Annotated in this window: 11 protein-coding genes; 9 read left to right on the top strand and 2 right to left on the bottom strand. The window is 66.9% G+C overall.

Annotated elements, in window-relative coordinates; translation table 11 throughout:
- The first annotated feature begins 184 nt into the window (after positions 1–184).
- The gene (locus Spa11_RS07575; RefSeq protein WP_145110202.1) at positions 185–940 is read left to right on the top strand and encodes a Bax inhibitor-1/YccA family protein; all 756 of its coding nucleotides are present in this window, start codon (positions 185–187) and stop codon (positions 938–940) included.
- A gap of 620 nt (positions 941–1,560) precedes the next feature.
- Here Spa11_RS07575 and Spa11_RS07580 read toward each other — a convergent pair.
- The gene (locus Spa11_RS07580; protein ID WP_145110206.1) at positions 1,561–4,593 is read right to left on the bottom strand and encodes a DUF4332 domain-containing protein; all 3,033 of its coding nucleotides are present in this window, start codon (positions 4,591–4,593) and stop codon (positions 1,561–1,563) included.
- 276 nt (positions 4,594–4,869) lie between these two features.
- Positions 4,870–5,709: a GGDEF domain-containing protein gene (locus Spa11_RS07585; RefSeq protein WP_145110209.1), complete on the bottom strand. Its 840-nt coding sequence runs from the start codon at positions 5,707–5,709 to the stop codon at positions 4,870–4,872.
- Between the two features lie 252 nt (positions 5,710–5,961).
- Between Spa11_RS07585 and Spa11_RS07590 the strand changes: the two genes are divergently transcribed.
- The 8 genes from Spa11_RS07590 to Spa11_RS07625 all read left to right on the top strand — a co-directional run bounded on the left by Spa11_RS07590 (position 5,962) and on the right by Spa11_RS07625 (position 16,233).
- Positions 5,962–7,071 carry a sugar transferase gene (locus Spa11_RS07590; RefSeq protein WP_145110211.1) on the top strand — a complete coding sequence of 370 codons (1,110 nt, stop codon included), beginning with the start codon at positions 5,962–5,964 and terminating at the stop codon, positions 7,069–7,071.
- Between the two features lie 165 nt (positions 7,072–7,236).
- Complete coding sequence (locus Spa11_RS07595) at positions 7,237–8,676, top strand: glycosyltransferase family 4 protein (RefSeq protein WP_145110214.1); 1,440 nt, start codon at positions 7,237–7,239, stop codon at positions 8,674–8,676.
- Between the two features lie 24 nt (positions 8,677–8,700).
- Positions 8,701–10,275, top strand: coding sequence for a GumC family protein (locus tag Spa11_RS07600; protein WP_145110217.1), 1,575 nt, complete (start codon positions 8,701–8,703; stop codon positions 10,273–10,275).
- A gap of 63 nt (positions 10,276–10,338) precedes the next feature.
- Positions 10,339–11,049 (top strand): CpsD/CapB family tyrosine-protein kinase, encoded by a 711-nt coding sequence (locus tag Spa11_RS07605; RefSeq protein ID WP_145110220.1) that lies wholly within the window; start codon positions 10,339–10,341, stop codon positions 11,047–11,049.
- Positions 11,050–11,097: 48 nt separating this feature from the next.
- A complete protein-coding gene (locus Spa11_RS07610) occupies positions 11,098–12,399 on the top strand; it encodes a lipopolysaccharide biosynthesis protein (protein WP_145110223.1) in 1,302 nt (433 codons plus the stop codon).
- A complete protein-coding gene (locus tag Spa11_RS07615; RefSeq protein ID WP_145110226.1) occupies positions 12,392–13,825 on the top strand; it encodes an O-antigen ligase family protein in 1,434 nt (477 codons plus the stop codon). The genes Spa11_RS07610 and Spa11_RS07615 overlap by 8 nt, the downstream gene beginning before the upstream one ends.
- Positions 13,818–15,179 (top strand): O-antigen ligase family protein, encoded by a 1,362-nt coding sequence (locus Spa11_RS07620; protein ID WP_197529816.1) that lies wholly within the window; start codon positions 13,818–13,820, stop codon positions 15,177–15,179. The genes Spa11_RS07615 and Spa11_RS07620 overlap by 8 nt, the downstream gene beginning before the upstream one ends.
- Before the next feature lies 1 nt (position 15,180).
- Positions 15,181–16,233, top strand: a complete 1,053-nt coding sequence (locus Spa11_RS07625; RefSeq protein WP_145110234.1) for a glycosyltransferase family 2 protein — start codon at positions 15,181–15,183, stop codon at positions 16,231–16,233.
- The last annotated feature ends 39 nt before the right edge of the window (positions 16,234–16,272 follow it).

Below are 16,272 nucleotides of genomic sequence, written 5' to 3' on the forward strand. Positions count from 1 at the left end.
TTGAGGCAAATCCACTACAGACATTCTGCCCTTTCGCCCCCCTGACAGCGAGCGGGTGGTCTTGCGCAGGCATTTCAGCCGAACAAGCTTGCTACGGGGCGATAGCGGTTCTACGCTTTCAGCAAGTGGCGCCGCTGTCGCCGACTTTTCGCCGCCCCTCCCCCTTTGCAAGGCAAGGATCGACATGGCCGCTGACACGCTTTCTGGCAATCCCTACGCGTCGTTTGGCTACACCGTCGCCGAGGCGGCGCCCGCCGACCGCGTCACGTTCATCCGCCGCACGTACACGCACCTGGCGATGGCCGTCTACGCCTTCGCGGCGCTCTTGTGGGCCTACTTCCAGACCGGCTTTGCCGACTGGGTCATGCTCCAGGTACAGGCCGCGCCCTGGCTGCTGCTGGCGTCGTTCGGCGGGTTTATGGTCGTGAGCTGGGTCGCCAACCGTTGGGCGATGAGCGAGACGTCCGTCGCGAAGCAGTACGCGGGCCTCGTCGGCTATGTCGTCGCGCAGTCGATCTTCATCCTGCCGATGCTCTGGTTCGCCCAAGACAAGACGATGCAGCTGGCGCCCGGCCAGGACGTGAACGTCATCGGCGCCGCGGGCCTGGTGACGCTCGTGATGTTCGGCGGCCTCACTGCGATCGTCTGGCTCACCGGCAAGGACTTCTCGTTCCTCGGCTACGGCCTCGGCATCGCAGGCATGGGCATCTTTGCGCTGATCGTCGCCAGCTTCTTCTTCGGCGGCCTCAACCTGGGCATTTGGTTCTCCGTGGCGATGATCGTCTTCGCTTCGGCGTACATCCTCTACGACACGTCGAACGTGATGCACCACTACCGCCCCACACAGCACGTCGCCGCGTCGCTGGCGCTGTTCGCCTCGGTAGCCCTGCTGTTCTGGTACGTGCTCCGCCTGTTCATCGCCCTTTCCAGCCGCGACTGAGCGGTCTTGTACTAAGTCACGACGGGAACCCGTCTGAGCCGGGGGCGTGAGAGCATTTTGCATCCAACGTCGTAAGTCGAAGAACCGGACGCTAGGGCGTGCCGGCTGATCATGCTGGCTAGCACGTATTAGCCGCGGGGCCTTAGCCCCCGGTTCTTTGCCTACCGTTTGGCATAACCTCTTGATCGCCAAAGCCGTGGATAAAGACCTGCCAGATGCTCGCTAGCCCTCGAAGGGCAGCGAGATGCACTCCCCCGGTTAACTCCGGCGGCTCAGAGCCACGCGCCGGCGGGCGCAAAATCGACCCGCTGGGGCCCTCCGCCGCCGGTTCCGCCAGCGGGGCCACTGGACATGCGTTTAGATCGCTATAGAGGGCCCATGCGGGGCCTTCTTGGGCGCCGCTCAGGGTTTACCAGGGGGGTTGTTCCCGACGCAACAGAACGGCCGCTAGGGGCCTTCACGGGGCATACCTCTGTCGGGGGGTTTGCGCCTAGGCGTATCGACTCCCATCCGTGAGCATCTTAGCCATGGGCGGTAGCCCTCGGAGTGAAGGACGAGTTGCGCTGCACACCGAGGGCTACCGCCCACGGCTCAGACGCGACGGTTTGGCGAGGCGCGCTTTAGGCCACCTCGACGGCGCGCCGTTGCCGCGCGCCTTGCACCCACTGCGTGACCTCCGCCAGGTCGGGCCGCGCCGAGCCGCGTAGCGCGCGCTGGCCATCCTGCGTGTCGCAGAACGGATCGACGAACTGCAGAAGGTCGGCCGGTTTCATCCCGGCGATCTCCTCCGCCGACGTGAAGCCGCTCCCTACCAGGACCTGGGCGTCGTGGCCCCGCAGGCCCGGGATGCGGCACATCAGGCCCGACTGGTGCTGCCAAGCGACGATCGTGGCGGCGTCTACCCGCGAATCGTCGAGCCGCTCGGCGAGGTCCTCGGGGTCCGCCGCCAGCAGGTGCGCGACCGTCTCGACGCCGATCGCCTTCAGCTGCTCGGCCCGGACGGGGCCGATCGACGGCGCCGCTTCGATGTCGTGATCGACGTCGAGGTAGAAGCGTAGGCCCTTCTCTTCGGTCTTTCGCGACTGGCCCTCTTGCGACTGGCCCTTTTGCGACTGGCCGCGCGTGCGCTCGGGGCGATCACGGCGCGAGCGGCGCTGGGGGTCGTCCTCGTTGCGACGCGAGCGCTCGCCCTTCGAGCCGCGGCGGCCGGCGTTGTCGCGGATCCGCTGGCGTCGCTCGTCACGATTGCGGCGCCAAGTTTTGGCGTAGCCCGTGGAACGCCACCGCTCGAGCTCGTCGCTCGCCGCTTCGACCCACTCCTCGACCCGGTCGAGCGTGGCCCGCGTCGCGCCACGACGCTCGAGGGCGTGGCCGAGCCGTTCGGCGTTGGCGTCGGCGAGCTCTTCGACCGAGAGGATGTCGCACTCGGTGAGCAGCTTCGCCGAACCCAGGTCGAGACCCGGCGTGAAACACACCAGCGCCAGGTGCGCTTGCCAGAGGGCGACCAACTCGGCCGTCACCTCTTCGATCTGCATCTCCTCGGCGATCGCGCTGGGGTCGCCGCCGATGAGGTCGCCGATCGTGCGGACGCGGGCGCGGGCGAACGCCTCGGCGCCGCCCGGGATGCGGACGGGGAACCGCTCGATCGCGTCGTCGACGTCGAGCAGCAGCGACCGTTCGACGGACTCTTCACGCACGACATTGTGGACGACGGGCGGCTTTGGCTCGGGGGCGACGACGGGCTTGGCAAGGACAGGCTCGGTGAGAAACGAGCCCTGCAAGTCCGCGACCGGGACGCCAAGCCCGCGCAGACGATCGAGCCCTGCGCCGTGGCGGGCGATCAAGAACACCTGCCGGCCGCGACGGGCGTAGTCGTCGAGACACGTCGCCAGGTTGGCGGCGTGGCGCTGATCGAGGTCGGCGAAGGGTTGGTCGAGCACCAGCGGGAACGCGATGTCCGAGGCGTGGCAGGCGTCGGCGAGCGCGAGCCTCAGCGCCCACGCCACGAGACGCTGCTCGGTCGGCGTCAGGTCCTGTTGCCGCACGAGGCGACCGCTGCGGTCACGGGCCTCGACGGAGCGGCCGCCGGGCGCGAGCCGCAGCTCGTTGAACTCGCCGTCGCTGAGCCGCGCGAGCACGTCCGACGCCCGCAGCGAGCCGTTCGCTGGCGTGGCCGGTTGGTCGGCGAATCGCGACAGCTCGGCCTGCAAGGCGTCGAGTTCGCGCTGCCACTGGCCGAGTTGCCCCGCGTCGAGCAGCCGCCGGCGGCGTTCGGCGACGTCACGCCGCTCACGGTCGAGCGACGCCAACTCCGCTTCGAGCACCGCCAGCTCTTCGGCATAGCGGCGGTGCTCGCTCTCGGCGCTGGGCCGGTCGTAACGCACGGCGTGGTCGGCGGGCGCCTCGGTCCAGGCGGTCCGGGCGCGGCTGCTGCGCCACAGCGTCTGGCGACGCTCCAAGAGGTGTTCGAGCTGCCGACGCAATTCGGTCTGCGACCGATCGAGCTGCGCCGCCTCGGCGATCAGTTCTTGCGTCCGCAGCGCGTGGTCCTGCTGCGCGACGAGGTCGGCGAGCCGGGCGACGTGGCGGCCGAGCGTTTCCACGAGGGGATTCAACCGCGGGTGGGCGTCTTGGCAGACGCAGTGGGGCGAGCCTCCCGAGCGGGCGAAGCGGGCGACCTCGGCTTCGAGGTCCGCCACCAGCCGCTGGGCGACCGCGACGCTCGCGCGCTGATCGGCGAGCACCAGCTGCGGCGCCGCGTCGTCGGGGCGGACGCGCGCCAGTTCGCCACGAAGGTACGACTCACGGGCTTCGAGTTCGGCGAGCGTCGAGCGCCAGCGGGCGACCTCTTCGTCGAGTTCTTCGACCCGCGGCGCCCACTCGTCGGCGGCCTGACGCCCCTCGGCCTCGGCGGCGACGCGCGTCAGCTCTTCGTAACGCGCCCGCGCGCCGGCGGCGTCGAGTTCGTCGTTGAGCGCGCGGACGCGAAGGCGCAGTTCTTCGACGCGGTCCGCCAACTCGCTGCGTGATTCATCGAGCTCCGCCAGACGCCGATCGAGCGAGCTGCTCTCTTGGCGCCGGGTGGCGAGCAGCCCTTCGATACGCGCCGCCAACTCGTCGCGGCGGCGGAGCATTTCGTCGTAGCGACGCGGCTCGGCCGCTGCGGTGGTTGTCTCGTTGCGGCGCCGGCGTGACGCGAGGCGCGTGAACTCTTCGGCGACCGGCGCCGATAGGAGCGGCGGCAGCGGCGAGCGCTGGCCCGGCGCCGAGAAGAAGACCGCGCTGAGCACCGTGGCCGGCACGCCTTGCTGCCAATCGGCGGGGCCGAGGTTGCGGGCTTCGCTGGCCAGTTGTCCGACGGCGGCGAGCGTCAGCTTCGACGCGCGGCGACTGCCGTTGCGGCGGAGCTTGAGGTCGCCCGCGTCGGTTGAGTTGGGAGAGACGCCGACCGTCGCTTCGCCAGCGACCCACGGAGCGCCGGCCCAGCGCACGTCCTCGGTCCCCAGCAGCAGCTCGGCCAACAGGCCGGTGACGGACCCGCTCGCATCGATCGAGTCGGCGCGATACGCGGCGATCCGGGGCGAGATCGACCCCAATACGCAGCCCTTCGAGCCGGGCACGTCGCCTTGGGTGACGAGTTCAACAAGCCGCATGGCGTTCCCCTCCCTAGGAATCCGCGTGACACAAGGAGCAGTATTCGGGCCGACGAAAGTCTGTGTGGATTGGTGAAGCTAGCCAAAGAGGGCCGTTTCGGCAACGGCGGCCCCCCGGCCGGATCGCTCGACGCAGGTAATAAGACTTGGACGGTTACAGGGAATGACGAAGCACGAATGACGAACCTGTCGGAGGGCGGCTTAAACCCTCCGACAGGTTCGTCATTTGTCATTCGTCATTCGGATTTCGTCATTTCCCCTCCTGCCCGTTGCGATTCAATCCCCGCTCAAGGAGGCGCCGCGTTTCTGGGCGTACATCGCCGAGTCGGCGGCGTGGAGCATCGCTTCGACGTCGTCGTAGCCGTCGGTCGAGTAGGCGACGCCGAGACTCGCCCCGAGCCGTAGGACGAGGTCACCGATCGCGATCGGCTCGGCGATCCCTTCGATCACCCGGTCGCGGATGGGGGCGTAGGTCGCGGCGTCGTGAACGCCGTCGAGGAGGATCAGGAACTCATCGCCCCCATAGCGGCCCACCGCGTCCGCGGCGCGCACCAGTTGATGTAGCCGCGAGCCCAGCTCCGCCAGGCACTTGTCGCCGACCAGATGGCCGTGGCGGTCGTTGACGAGCTTGAAGTCCACCAGGTCGAGGAAGACCAGGGCGAAGGGCCGGCGTTGGCGGGCGGCAAACCGCTGCTCGACGGTCGCCATGATGACGCCCCGCGCCAGGACGTTGGTGACCGCGTCGGTTTCACGGCGGGGGTCGGGGGGATTCTCGCCGCCGACGGGGGTCAGCTCCACCAGCACCAGCCGCTCGGGCGCGGATCGCCCCGGCGTTAGGGACTCTGGAGTCAGGGAACCGGGCGTCAGGGCTTCGGGTGATTGGCTGGCGCCCTCCGCGGTGGGGTCGAGAGGCCGGGTCTCCAGCCGCCAACCGTCCGGCGCCCGCCGCCCCTTGAGGAGGTCATTGGCGTCGAATCCGGTGGGGAAGAGCCCGCAGAACCGCCGATTCGCCCACACCACTTCGCCACTGACGGGGTTGCAAACGGCGTAGGCCGCCGCGGTGGCGTCGAGGACCAGCGTGGCGAGGTCGGCGGTGGAGAGCAGGGTATTCGGCACGGGGCTGGTGAGGATTTGGACAGTTCTGCTCGTGTTAAGAAAAAAAGAAAAGGAAAAATCGACACAACCCTTGCACTGACTATACTCGGACCGAGCTTTGGGCGCTTCGGAAGCCCGCACGCTTGAGTGGCGTCAACCCGCGGCCTGTTTGGCGGCAGGCCGTCAACGACGCTCCTACCAACCCCCCCGCCGAATCGCTCCGGCTTTCGAGCCCCCCGCCCGCCGATTCGCCCCCTACGGTTCCCATCCGCCATGCTCTCCGTTGTTCGCTCCTTTGTAGAGCTTACGTCAGGACGCAACCGACATCGGCTCGCCGACGGCTATCTCTTGTCCCCAGAACGTTTTGACCTCGCCGCTTCCGCCGAGCGGATGCGGGTCGACCGGAATCAATCCGTCATCTCGCTGCTCGTTATTGAGCCGTCAGCGACCCGGAACTCGCCACGAGATATCCAGGACCTGGAACGCCTGCTGGCGGCCCGGCTCCGCTTGACGGACACGGCCGGCTGGATGCGTGACGGTCGGCTGGGAGTGCTGCTCCCGGACACCCCCGAGTCGGGCGCCTGGAAGGTGGCCGAGGACATCTGCGACCAGTACCCCGTGGGTGAGGGCAGGCCCAACTGCGAAGTCGTTACCTATCCCGACCGCGACCGCACCGAGGGCAATCCCGCCGGCGACACCGTCCCGCCCGACCTCGTCGGCGCGGCTCAATCGCTTGAGGGGGGCGCCGGAGACGCGCTGAGCCGTTACGACGCCTACTTCCTGCGGCCGACGCCGGCTTGGAAGCGGTCGCTGGATATCGCGGGGGCCGCGGTGGGCTTATTGGTAGCCGCCCCGGTCATTGCGCTCGCCGCCGCGGCGGTGAAGCTCTCCAGCGAGGGCCCGGCATTCTTCATCCAAGAGCGAGAGGGTTACGCCGGCCGGCGGTTCCGGATTTACAAGCTCCGCACCATGCGGCCCGACGCCGAGAAGCTCAAAGCCAGCCTCCGCTTGATGAGCGAGCAAGACGGCCCCGCCTTTAAGATGGTCGATGATCCGCGGATTACGCCGATTGGGCGGGTCTTGCGGAAGACCAGCCTCGACGAGCTGCCCCAGCTGTGGAACGTGCTGCGCGGCGACATGTCGCTGGTCGGCCCAAGGCCGCTGCCGGTGGACGAGTCACGGGCCTGTAAGCCCTGGCAACGGCGGCGTCTGCACGTCAAACCGGGCCTGACCTGCACCTGGCAAATCCACGGCCGGAATGTGGTGCTCTTCGACGACTGGATTAGGATGGACCTGGACTACGCCGACCGTCGTAGCCCGTGGCTCGACCTCGTTCTTGTCGCCAAGACAGGGCCCTGCGTGCTGCTGCGGAAGGGACGCTGAAGCCGCGTGCGGGGCTGTCATCGAGACGCGTTGCCGTCGAGGCAATGTTCGAGACAACGCCGTGCGTGACCGCCCCCACCCCACCGACCCGCGTCCGGACTCGCCGCCCGGTTGCGATGCCCGCCCGGCGACCTCTTCCTTCGAGTTAAAACGCGCCCTCCCTGTATGCCTGGCATCGCGCCCTTGCCGCTGGTGGACGACGACATGAGCAATCATGCCGTACGATCGTTGTCGAACGGCCCCCAGTCGTCGGTTGCGATGACAGAGCCGGTCGAGGGTCGCCGCCTGCGAGTGCTCCAGGTCGCCCACGCCTGCCACCCGCACCAGTCGATGGAGTCACGAATCGGCTGGTACCGCGCGGTCCACGCCGCTCGCCGCCACGACGTGACGGTTCTGCACGGCGACGCCACGAACGACGCCCTGCTGCGTGACGAGGCCCAGCGCCTCGGCATCGGCGACCGGATGCACTTCGTGGGCATTGATCGTTGCGGCCTCGGGGAGTTCTTCAACCGCTGGGCGACCACCTACTACGTCGGCTATCGGCTCTGGCACCGTTGTGCGTTCAAAGAGGCGCGGCGGCTGCACAGCGAGAAGCCGTTCGACCTCGCGCACCAAACCACCTACTGCGGCTACCGCGAGCCCGGCGAAGCCTGGCGGCTCGGCGTGCCGTTCGTGTGGGGGCCGGTCGGCGGAACGCAGGCGTTTCCGACGGCGTACCTGACCCAGCTCGCGCCGCGGGACGCCTGGATCGAGCTGTGCCGCAACGCGATCAACGCCTGGCAGCTGCGTTTCAGCCGGCGCGTTCACGGGGCAATCCGCCGAGCCTCGGTGGTGGTTGCCGCGACCCAGAAGGCCGCCGACGACCTTCGCAAGGCGACCGGCCGCATGACGCCGGTGTTGCTGGAGACGGCGCTGGATGTCCCGATCGTCCCCGCACGCGCGCCGCGTCAACCGGGCGAACCGTTGCGGATTCTTTGGTCGGGCCGGCTGCGGGCGTGGAAGACCTTGCCGTTGTTGCTCAAGGCGCTGCCGCTGTTGCCGCCGGATGTCGATTGGCGATTGCGGATTCTCGGCGTTGGTCCCAGCGAGAAGGCTTGGCGCCGTGAAGCAGAGCGACTCGGCGTCGCTGATCGCATCGAGTGGCTGGGTTGGCCCGACTATCGCTCGACGCTGCCGCACTACCAGTGGGCGGACGTGCTCGCGTTCACCAGCATGCGCGACACGTCGGGCACCGGCTTGCTGGAGGCCTTGGCTTCGGGAACGCCAATCGTCGGCGTTGATCACCAAGGCGCTGCGGACATCATGACGCCCGAGTGTGCGGTCCCAGTCGCGGTAGGCGCCCCGAAGGACACCGTGCGCGGGATGGCGGTCGCACTGACGCGGTTAGCGCGCGAGCCCGACTTGTGGCGCCGCCTCAGTGAAGGCGCGCGGGCCGTGGCGGCTGAGCGGCTCTGGGATGGGCAAGCCGACGTATTGCTGGGGTGGTATGAGTCCGCTGTGGCGCCGCTCGCTACGCCGCAAGCAGCAGCCGCGCGTGCGGCGGCCGCCGCACACCGTCCGGCGGCCGCCGCTGTCAGAACAACGAAACAACCCTCCGTCGGTTAAATCGCCGAACCTGTGAGACTAACGATGCCTGCCAGCCCCAACAACGCGACGGTCTTGTCGATGGCGGAGATGCTGTTCCGTCACCGCATCAAGGTGGTGCTGATCCCGACCCTCGTCCTCGGCGTGGGTCTGGCGATCGCGCTGTTCGCGCCGCGGCAGTACAAGTCCGAGGCCAAGCTCGCCCTGCAGATGGGCCGCCAGAGCGTCAACCTCGACCCGACCGCTCAAACCGGTCAGCAGATCATCGGCATCCAGCAGCTCGGCCGCGACGCCGAGGTGATTACCGCCTTGGACCTCATCAAGAGCCGCGGCGTGATCTCGAAGGTGGTCGAGAAGCTCGGCGCCGATTACATCCTCCGAGGCGGACCCGAGGCCGAAGCAGACGACCAGCCCGCGGACGTCGTCGCTTCGTTTATCGATTCCACCATCGGCGCCGCAGCGAACCGTGCGATCACGACGCTCAAGAGCATCGACCCGATCAGCCGAGACGAAGAAGCGGTGATCGAGATCGAGCGGAATCTGGTCGCCGACTCGGAACGCGATTCAACGCTGCTGTTGGTCAGCTACAGCACCGACACCCCGGTGGGCGCCAAGACCATCCTCGAGACGCTCATCGACGTCTATCGCAACGAACACTTGCGAATCAACCGCAACCAAGACTCGCGGGAGTTCTTCCAGGAGCAGGAAGGGTTGATCCGTGAGCAGCTCAACGCGGCGATGGACCGGGTCCGCCAGGCGAAGGACGAGATCGGCGTCGCCTCGGTCGACACCCGCCGCCAGAACCTCGAGAACCAGCTACAGGCGATCACGATGTCGGCGTTCGAAGCCGAATCGGATCGCAACGCCCTTGTCGCCGAGCTCAAAGACCTCAATCTCCAACTCGACTCCCTGCCCGAACGGTTGATCGCGTCGAAGAAGTCGATCCCGAACCAGGGCGCCGACCTGCTGCGGGAGCAGCTCTACACGCTCCAGGTGAAGCAGGCCGATCTCAAGGCGCGCTACAGCAGCAGCCACCCGTTGGTGGTAGCGATCTCACAGCAGATCAACGAGGCGGAGAAGGTGGTTGATGGCCAGTCGGATGTCCGCGAAGAGACCACGGACGACGTCAACCCGCTTCATCTCGAATTGGCCCTCGCCGCCAACCAGAAGCGGAGCCAGTTGGCGAGCCTTGAGGCCAAGCTCGAGTCGCTCCGCGACCAAGACAAGACGGTCCGCGCCGACCTCGAAAAACTCAACGCCGACGCCATGCGGATCGCTCTGCTCGAACGCGAAGAGGCAGACCTCAGTCGCAAGCACACCCGTTATGTCGATAACCTCGAGCAGACCCGCATCGACCAAGAACTCGAAGAGCAAGCCGTGTCGAGCATCAGCACGGCCCAGGCGCCGACCTTGTCGGAGAAGCCGGTGAGCCCCTCGAAGCTGATCGTAGCGCTGGGATCGATCGTCCTCGCCTTCGCGGGCACGGCAGCGACGGTGCTCGGTCTCGAGCAGATCAGCGACAAGATCCGTGACGAACGCACGATCGAGAAGGTGACGGGCGTTCCGGTCTTAGCGACCATCCCCGACTCGTCCGCCCACGGCCGCGTGCTTGTCTCTTAGTCGTCCTCAGCTGCGATCCCCCTTTCCCACCGCGCGTCCCCCGATCAAGCCACGGCCCTCACGATGCACCAGGTCAACTCGATCGACGTTTACGATTCGCCCGAGAGCGTGGTCCGCCCCGTCCCTCGTCGCCGCGGCGCCGACGCGTACGACACGCTGCTGTGGCGTCTGCAACCGCGGCTCGAAGAGTCACGCGTCAAGAGCGACGGTGCGGGTTTCCTCGTGGGCGTCACGGCCTGCGACCGCAAAGCCGGCGTGAGCACGGTTGCGGCGAACCTCGCCATCCGCGCCGCCGATCACCAGATGCGTCCGGTGCTTCTGATCGACTCGGCGTGTCAACAGCCCACCGTCGGCAGGAAGTTCCGCCTGCGTGACGCCTTGGGGCTTTCCGACGCGTTGGCGGGTCGCTGCTCATTCGTTGAGGCGATCCACCAGACGAGCGTCGATGGCCTCGACGTGATGCCGCTAGGGACTGCCGGCCTAATGGACCGCGTCGGCCTCGATTGCCAGCAGGTCGAGGCGATGATCGGCGGCCTCCGCGAATCGCACCAGATGGTTATCTTCGACCTTCCCGAAGTCAGCGAGCTGCGAAACATGCTGGTCGTGGCTCGTCAGTTGGATGCGGTCGTGCTGACGATCCGCCACGAGACGACCTCTGCCGCGATGCTCGAACGCGTCGCCGACCAACTGCAAGCGGACCGCGTCAATCTCATTGGCTCGGTGGTGACCGCGCACAAGCAGTACGTGCCGAACTGGTTGCGTCGCCGGCTGTGAATCGCTGCGTAAATCTCGTTGTCACCAATTTTCCCTAGGCCCGCTGACGTGTCGTTACACGCCCCGCAAACCGTTGTGGCCCGTGGGGCGACGAGTTCGGGGGGGCGGCGCGCCATTGACATGGTCCCGCGCGGCCTGTGGGTCTTCATCGATCAAGCCGTCGTCAGCCTGGCGAACTTTGCGGCGCCGATCGCCGTGGGGCGCTCCGCCGGGCAGGAAGAGCTGGGGTACTTCGTCCTCGGGTTTTCTATCTACCTGTTCACGCTAGGCCTGGCGCGGGCGATGGTTTGGACGGCGTTCACACGCCGCACCCCGCAGCTCGACGTGGCCGATCGACCTGCCTACGCCGGCAGCGCGACGGTCCACCTGCTCGTCTTCGCCGCGGTCTCGTGCGGCCTAACGCTGCTCGTCGCTACCGGCGCGTGGGCGTTGGGCTACCGCCTTTACGCTTGGCTGCTGACGCTTGTCGGCCCTTGCGCCGCCGCGATGCTGCTGCGCGAGCACGTGCGCCGGCTCGGGCTGGCGAGGTTCGACTTCTTCGATGTCTTTCTCTTCGACGCGGTGGTGTCGATCGCCCAGGTGTTGCTACTGGTGTGGATCGCGGTGCGTGGGACCGTGTGCGCGAATGACGCATTCCTTGCTCTAGCGGTGACGTCGATGCTCGCCGTGCCGTGGCTGCTGCTGAAGAGCGGCGCCTGGCGTATCGACTGGCGCCGTGTAATTCCCGACTGGAACGAGAACTGGTCGATCACCAAGTGGCTCGCCGGCGGCGCCACCGCGGTGCTCCTCGGCAAGGAGGGTTACAACTGGCTCCTGTCGGTGATCGCGTCCATCGCGGAACTCGGCCGGCTCGGCGCCGCGCGGGTGATCGTGCAGATGACCAACCCCTTGGTGATCGGGGTCTCGAATTATCTCGGCCCCGTCAGCGCCAAGGTTCATGCCGACAACGGCGTCGCGGGGCTCTGGCGTTACACGGTCCGCACGACCGCTGTCATGGCGTCGTCGATCGGCGCGTTTCTGTTGGGCGTCGCCGTGGTGGGCGTGCCGATCGTGCAGCTGATCTTTGGCAAAGCGGCCGAAGGCGTCACGACGCTGCTGCTCGTGACGCTGACCGCTGGACTGCTGTCCGAGGCGCTGCTGATCCCCATCGAATACGCCATGGTCAACCTCGGCCGCACGCGGCTGATGTTCAAGACGGCCATCATGCGGCTGGTGGTGAACGGGTCGATCGGCTTCGGCCTGGTTGGTCTCTTCGGCGCCGAGGCGATCGGCGTCGGCATGTTGCTGGGGAGCCTTGTGGCGCTGGCGTGGCAGTGGGCGGCCTTCGCTCAGGAGGCCCGCGATGAGTAGCTCCGTCGCCATGTCGGGCTTTGCTGATTTCGGTGGGTACGACGACACACCTACCGACGCCGGAAGTATCCGCTGGGGCCGCGTGTTGTGGGTCGTCGCCTTCTTCCTACCCGTCTTCTATTACATCGACCACGACGCCGAGGCGTTCGCGGGCCGGCAAGTCGCCGACGAGACCGAAGACGATATCGCCGACCAATACGTCGACGAGATCGAAGGGGGGAGCGGGCTCCGCAAGCTGGTGCTGATCACTTACGGCGTCACGGGCCTGTGGTGCCTGATGCAATGCCGCGACCGCGAATGGAACGTCCAGCGCTTCGCCGCGCTCGCGACGTGCGCGCTGATGGCGTGGATCCTGCTCAGTGTCTTCTGGTCGCTCAATCCTGGCCTGACCTTCAAACGCATCGTCGCGTTCGGCATGGTCTTCGTCGGATCGCTCGGGTATGCCCGCCTGTTACGAGCCGACGAGTTGCTGGCTGTGTCGCTGGCGACATTCGCCCTCCTGATCGGCAACAGCTTTTTCCTGGATGTCGTGAACGGCGGCAAGCCGTGGGACCTCGACTATCGCTTCGGTGGGACGCTGCATCCCAACTTGCAATCCACTTATTGCGCGATGCTTTGCCTGGCGGCTTACTGCACGCCTAAGAAGTACGGCAGCCAATGGGTCGCCCGGGCGTTATTCTTCATGGGAATCGTCTTGCTGATTCAGACACAGTCGCGAACGAGCCTCTTCGCCCTGCTGGCGGCGCTGGGGATGGTGTCGCTGGTCAAGCTGTCATCGACGCTACGGTGGCAAACCGCGTTGCTGCTGTTGCTCGTCGTCTCGATCACGACCATCGCGATCGCTAGCTTCAGCGAGGGCCAGCGTAAGGGGCTCACCGAGGCCGCCCTCATGGGCCGCACCGAACAATCCGGCACCCTCTCGGGCCGCGTGCCGCTCTGGCAAGAGCTGACGCGCTTCGCGTCGGCGCGCCCGCTGACGGGATACGGCTTCGAGTCGTTCTGGACGCCCGAGAACATTGACGCCGTGATGAGGTCCCAGAAGTGGGCCCTCCAGTCGGCGCACAACTCGTACTTTGAGACCGTGCTGCAACTCGGCCTGCCGGGCCTGGTCTTCGCGTGCGTGATGGTGCTGGCGAGCTTCAACCTGACGCAGGCCGCCTACGAGCACACCCGCGCGTCGGGCTACGCGTATATGTACGGCGTTCTCGGCTTCGGGATGGCGAATAGCCTGCTCGAGTCAAACTTCGCTAAGCTCAAGTATCCAACCGTCATCGCGTTGATCGGCGTGCTGGGCGTGATCGCCTTCTACCCAGCGAGTGACTCCTACGAGGTCCCCTACCTCAAGTTCCGCCGGCGACGAGACGCAGCGCCCTGTCGCGGCGCCGCCGGCCGGGACCATGCGAGGGAGGGCCGCCAGATTGCCTAACGCCGCTCTCATTCCGACGACGTCCGTCGTTACCTCCCACGCTCAAGACCGATCTTGGCTGCGACTGGCGCGCAACGTCGGCCTCGTCTTCTTTCTGGTGGCGGTCTTCGGCGCGGTCGAGCACGACACGCTCTACGCGAACGCCGCCATCACGACGATGAGCGAGAAAGAGATCCGCGACCTGTTCATCGAGCAGATGGAGCGCGGCAACGCGCTGCGCCAAGTCGCGCTCCTCGCCTTGGGCTGCGTGGGCGTCGCTGGCATGGCGTCTTCGCGCGAAAAGCCATGGAATGTCCGCTGGAGTGTGTTGGCGCCCCTGGTCGTGTTGGTTGCCCTGTCGTGCCTCAGCATCGCGTGGACCCCGCAGCCCGTCGTGACAGCCAAACGGCTGGTCGTGTTGGCGTGCGTGCTTACCGGTTGCGCCGGCCTCGCACGAATCCTCACCCCGCGCGAGTTCCTCGGCGTTTCGCTGGCGACGCTCCTGCTCTTTATCAGCGGCAGCATTGCCGTGGACATGGCGGCGGGCGGCCGTCCCTGGTCGGGCGACTACCGCTTCGGCGGGACGCTCCACCCCAACGCTCAAGCGACCTACTGCGCGATCCTCGCCATCGCGGCGAACTGCTTGCGGCTCGGCTTCGGTCGCCGCTGGCTGAAGCTGGTGATCATCGCCGCGGCGCTGGGGCTGATCGTCCTCACCGAATCCCGCACCGGCCTGATGGCGGCCGTGGCGGCGCTGGTGTTGACATGGATGGTGAAGCTCCCACCGGGGATGCGTTGGGCCGGGTTCTCCCTCGGAATCGCCGGCGCGACGCTGCTGGTGGTCGCCTACTTCAGCGTCGGCAGCGGCGCCCGCAGCCGCGTCGTCGATACGGCTCTCTTGGGTCGCAGCCAGCAGGCCGGCTCACTGACCGGCCGTCTTCCGCTGTGGGACGAGCTGCTCGACCACGCCGCCGACAAGCCGCTGCTCGGCTATGGCTACGAGGGCTTTTGGACCGAAAAGCGCATCGCCGCGATCATGCGCAGCCAAGGATGGTCGCTGCAGAACGCGCACAACTCGTACTTCGAGATCCTGCTGCAACTGGGGTACGTCGGCCTCTTCTTGGCGATTTGGTTCTTGATTGCCGGTTCAACCACGCTCGCCGCGGCGACGACGCTCACGCGCGACCCGGGCTACGCCTTCGCCTTCGGCGTCGTGATGTTCGGCGTGCTCAATAGCGGGCTGGAGTCGCTGTTCGTCAAGCTCCGTTACTCGCCCGTCATCGCGATGATCGGCCTCTTGATGGTCGCACTTTACTACCCGCTAACCAGCAGCGACGAGCCCGAGTCACGCCTCCCTCAACGGCGGGTGTTTTAGCATGAACAGCCTCCCGCGCTATACCGACCTTCCGCCCGTCGATGTCACCGTTGTTGTCGGCAGCTACAACCGCTCAGCGATGCTCGCCGAGACGATCGACAGCCTGACGGCGCTCGACACGTCGCTCCCCGGCGGCGGGCGATTTACCTACGAAGTCGTCGCGATCGACAACGCCTCGACCGACGACACGCAGGCCGTGCTCGCGCGCTACGCCGACCCCGCGTTGCGCGGCGCCGCCGAGCGTGTCCGCGGCTTCTACGAAAGCGAGCCTGGCGTCACTCACGCCCGTAACCGCGGGCTGCGCGAAGCGGCCGGCGAGTGGATCGCCTTCCACGACGACGACCAACGCGCCCATCCGCAGTGGCTTGCGAAGCTTCAAGAGCTCGCTCGCCGCCGCCATCTCAAGGTCGTCGGCGGCGCGGTGCATCTGTCGCTCCCCGAGGACAACATCCGCGTCCTGGCGCCTGAGTGCCGCGTTTTGCTCGGTGAAAAGGTCGGCTGGGACCAAGAGCAGCCCTACACGCGAAAGCGGATCCCCGGCACCAACAACCTGATGCTACACCGCTCGGTGCTTGAAGAGGTGGGCGTCTTTGACACCCGCATCACGGACGGTGGCGAGGACGCCGACCTTTACCGCCGCGTCCGCTCGGCCGGGCACGAGGCGTGGTACACGCCCGAGGCGATCGTCTACCACCTTATCCCCAGGCCGCGGCTGGCGGACGGCTACATGAAATGGACCGCCACCCGCCACGGCCAGCACCTGGCGTTGCGGGAGTACAAGGAATGGGGACGCGCAAAGCTCGGCGGGATGCTGATAATTCGCGCACTTCAGGCCGGTTGTAACTACTATCCGCGTTACGCCGTAGCTATCCTGTCCCAGCAGCGTGAGCAGGCCCTCGGAAAGCGGGCTCTCCTGTGGCGATCCCAGGCCTACCTTGCTCGGGCGTGGTCGCTCTTCCGCAAGGGGGACGCGGAGGCCGGCGGCCACGATGCGTCTCTCAACCTGCGTGAGGGACGCGAAAAGCTGATCCACGGCGCCTCGGGCGCCGGCTGAGTCCCCAATCCTTCCAGCGAGCGGCGGCTGCCCCTCGCC

The sequence above is a fragment of the Botrimarina mediterranea genome (genome assembly GCF_007753265.1).
In the GTDB taxonomy this organism is placed as follows: domain Bacteria; phylum Planctomycetota; class Planctomycetia; order Pirellulales; family Lacipirellulaceae; genus Botrimarina; species Botrimarina mediterranea.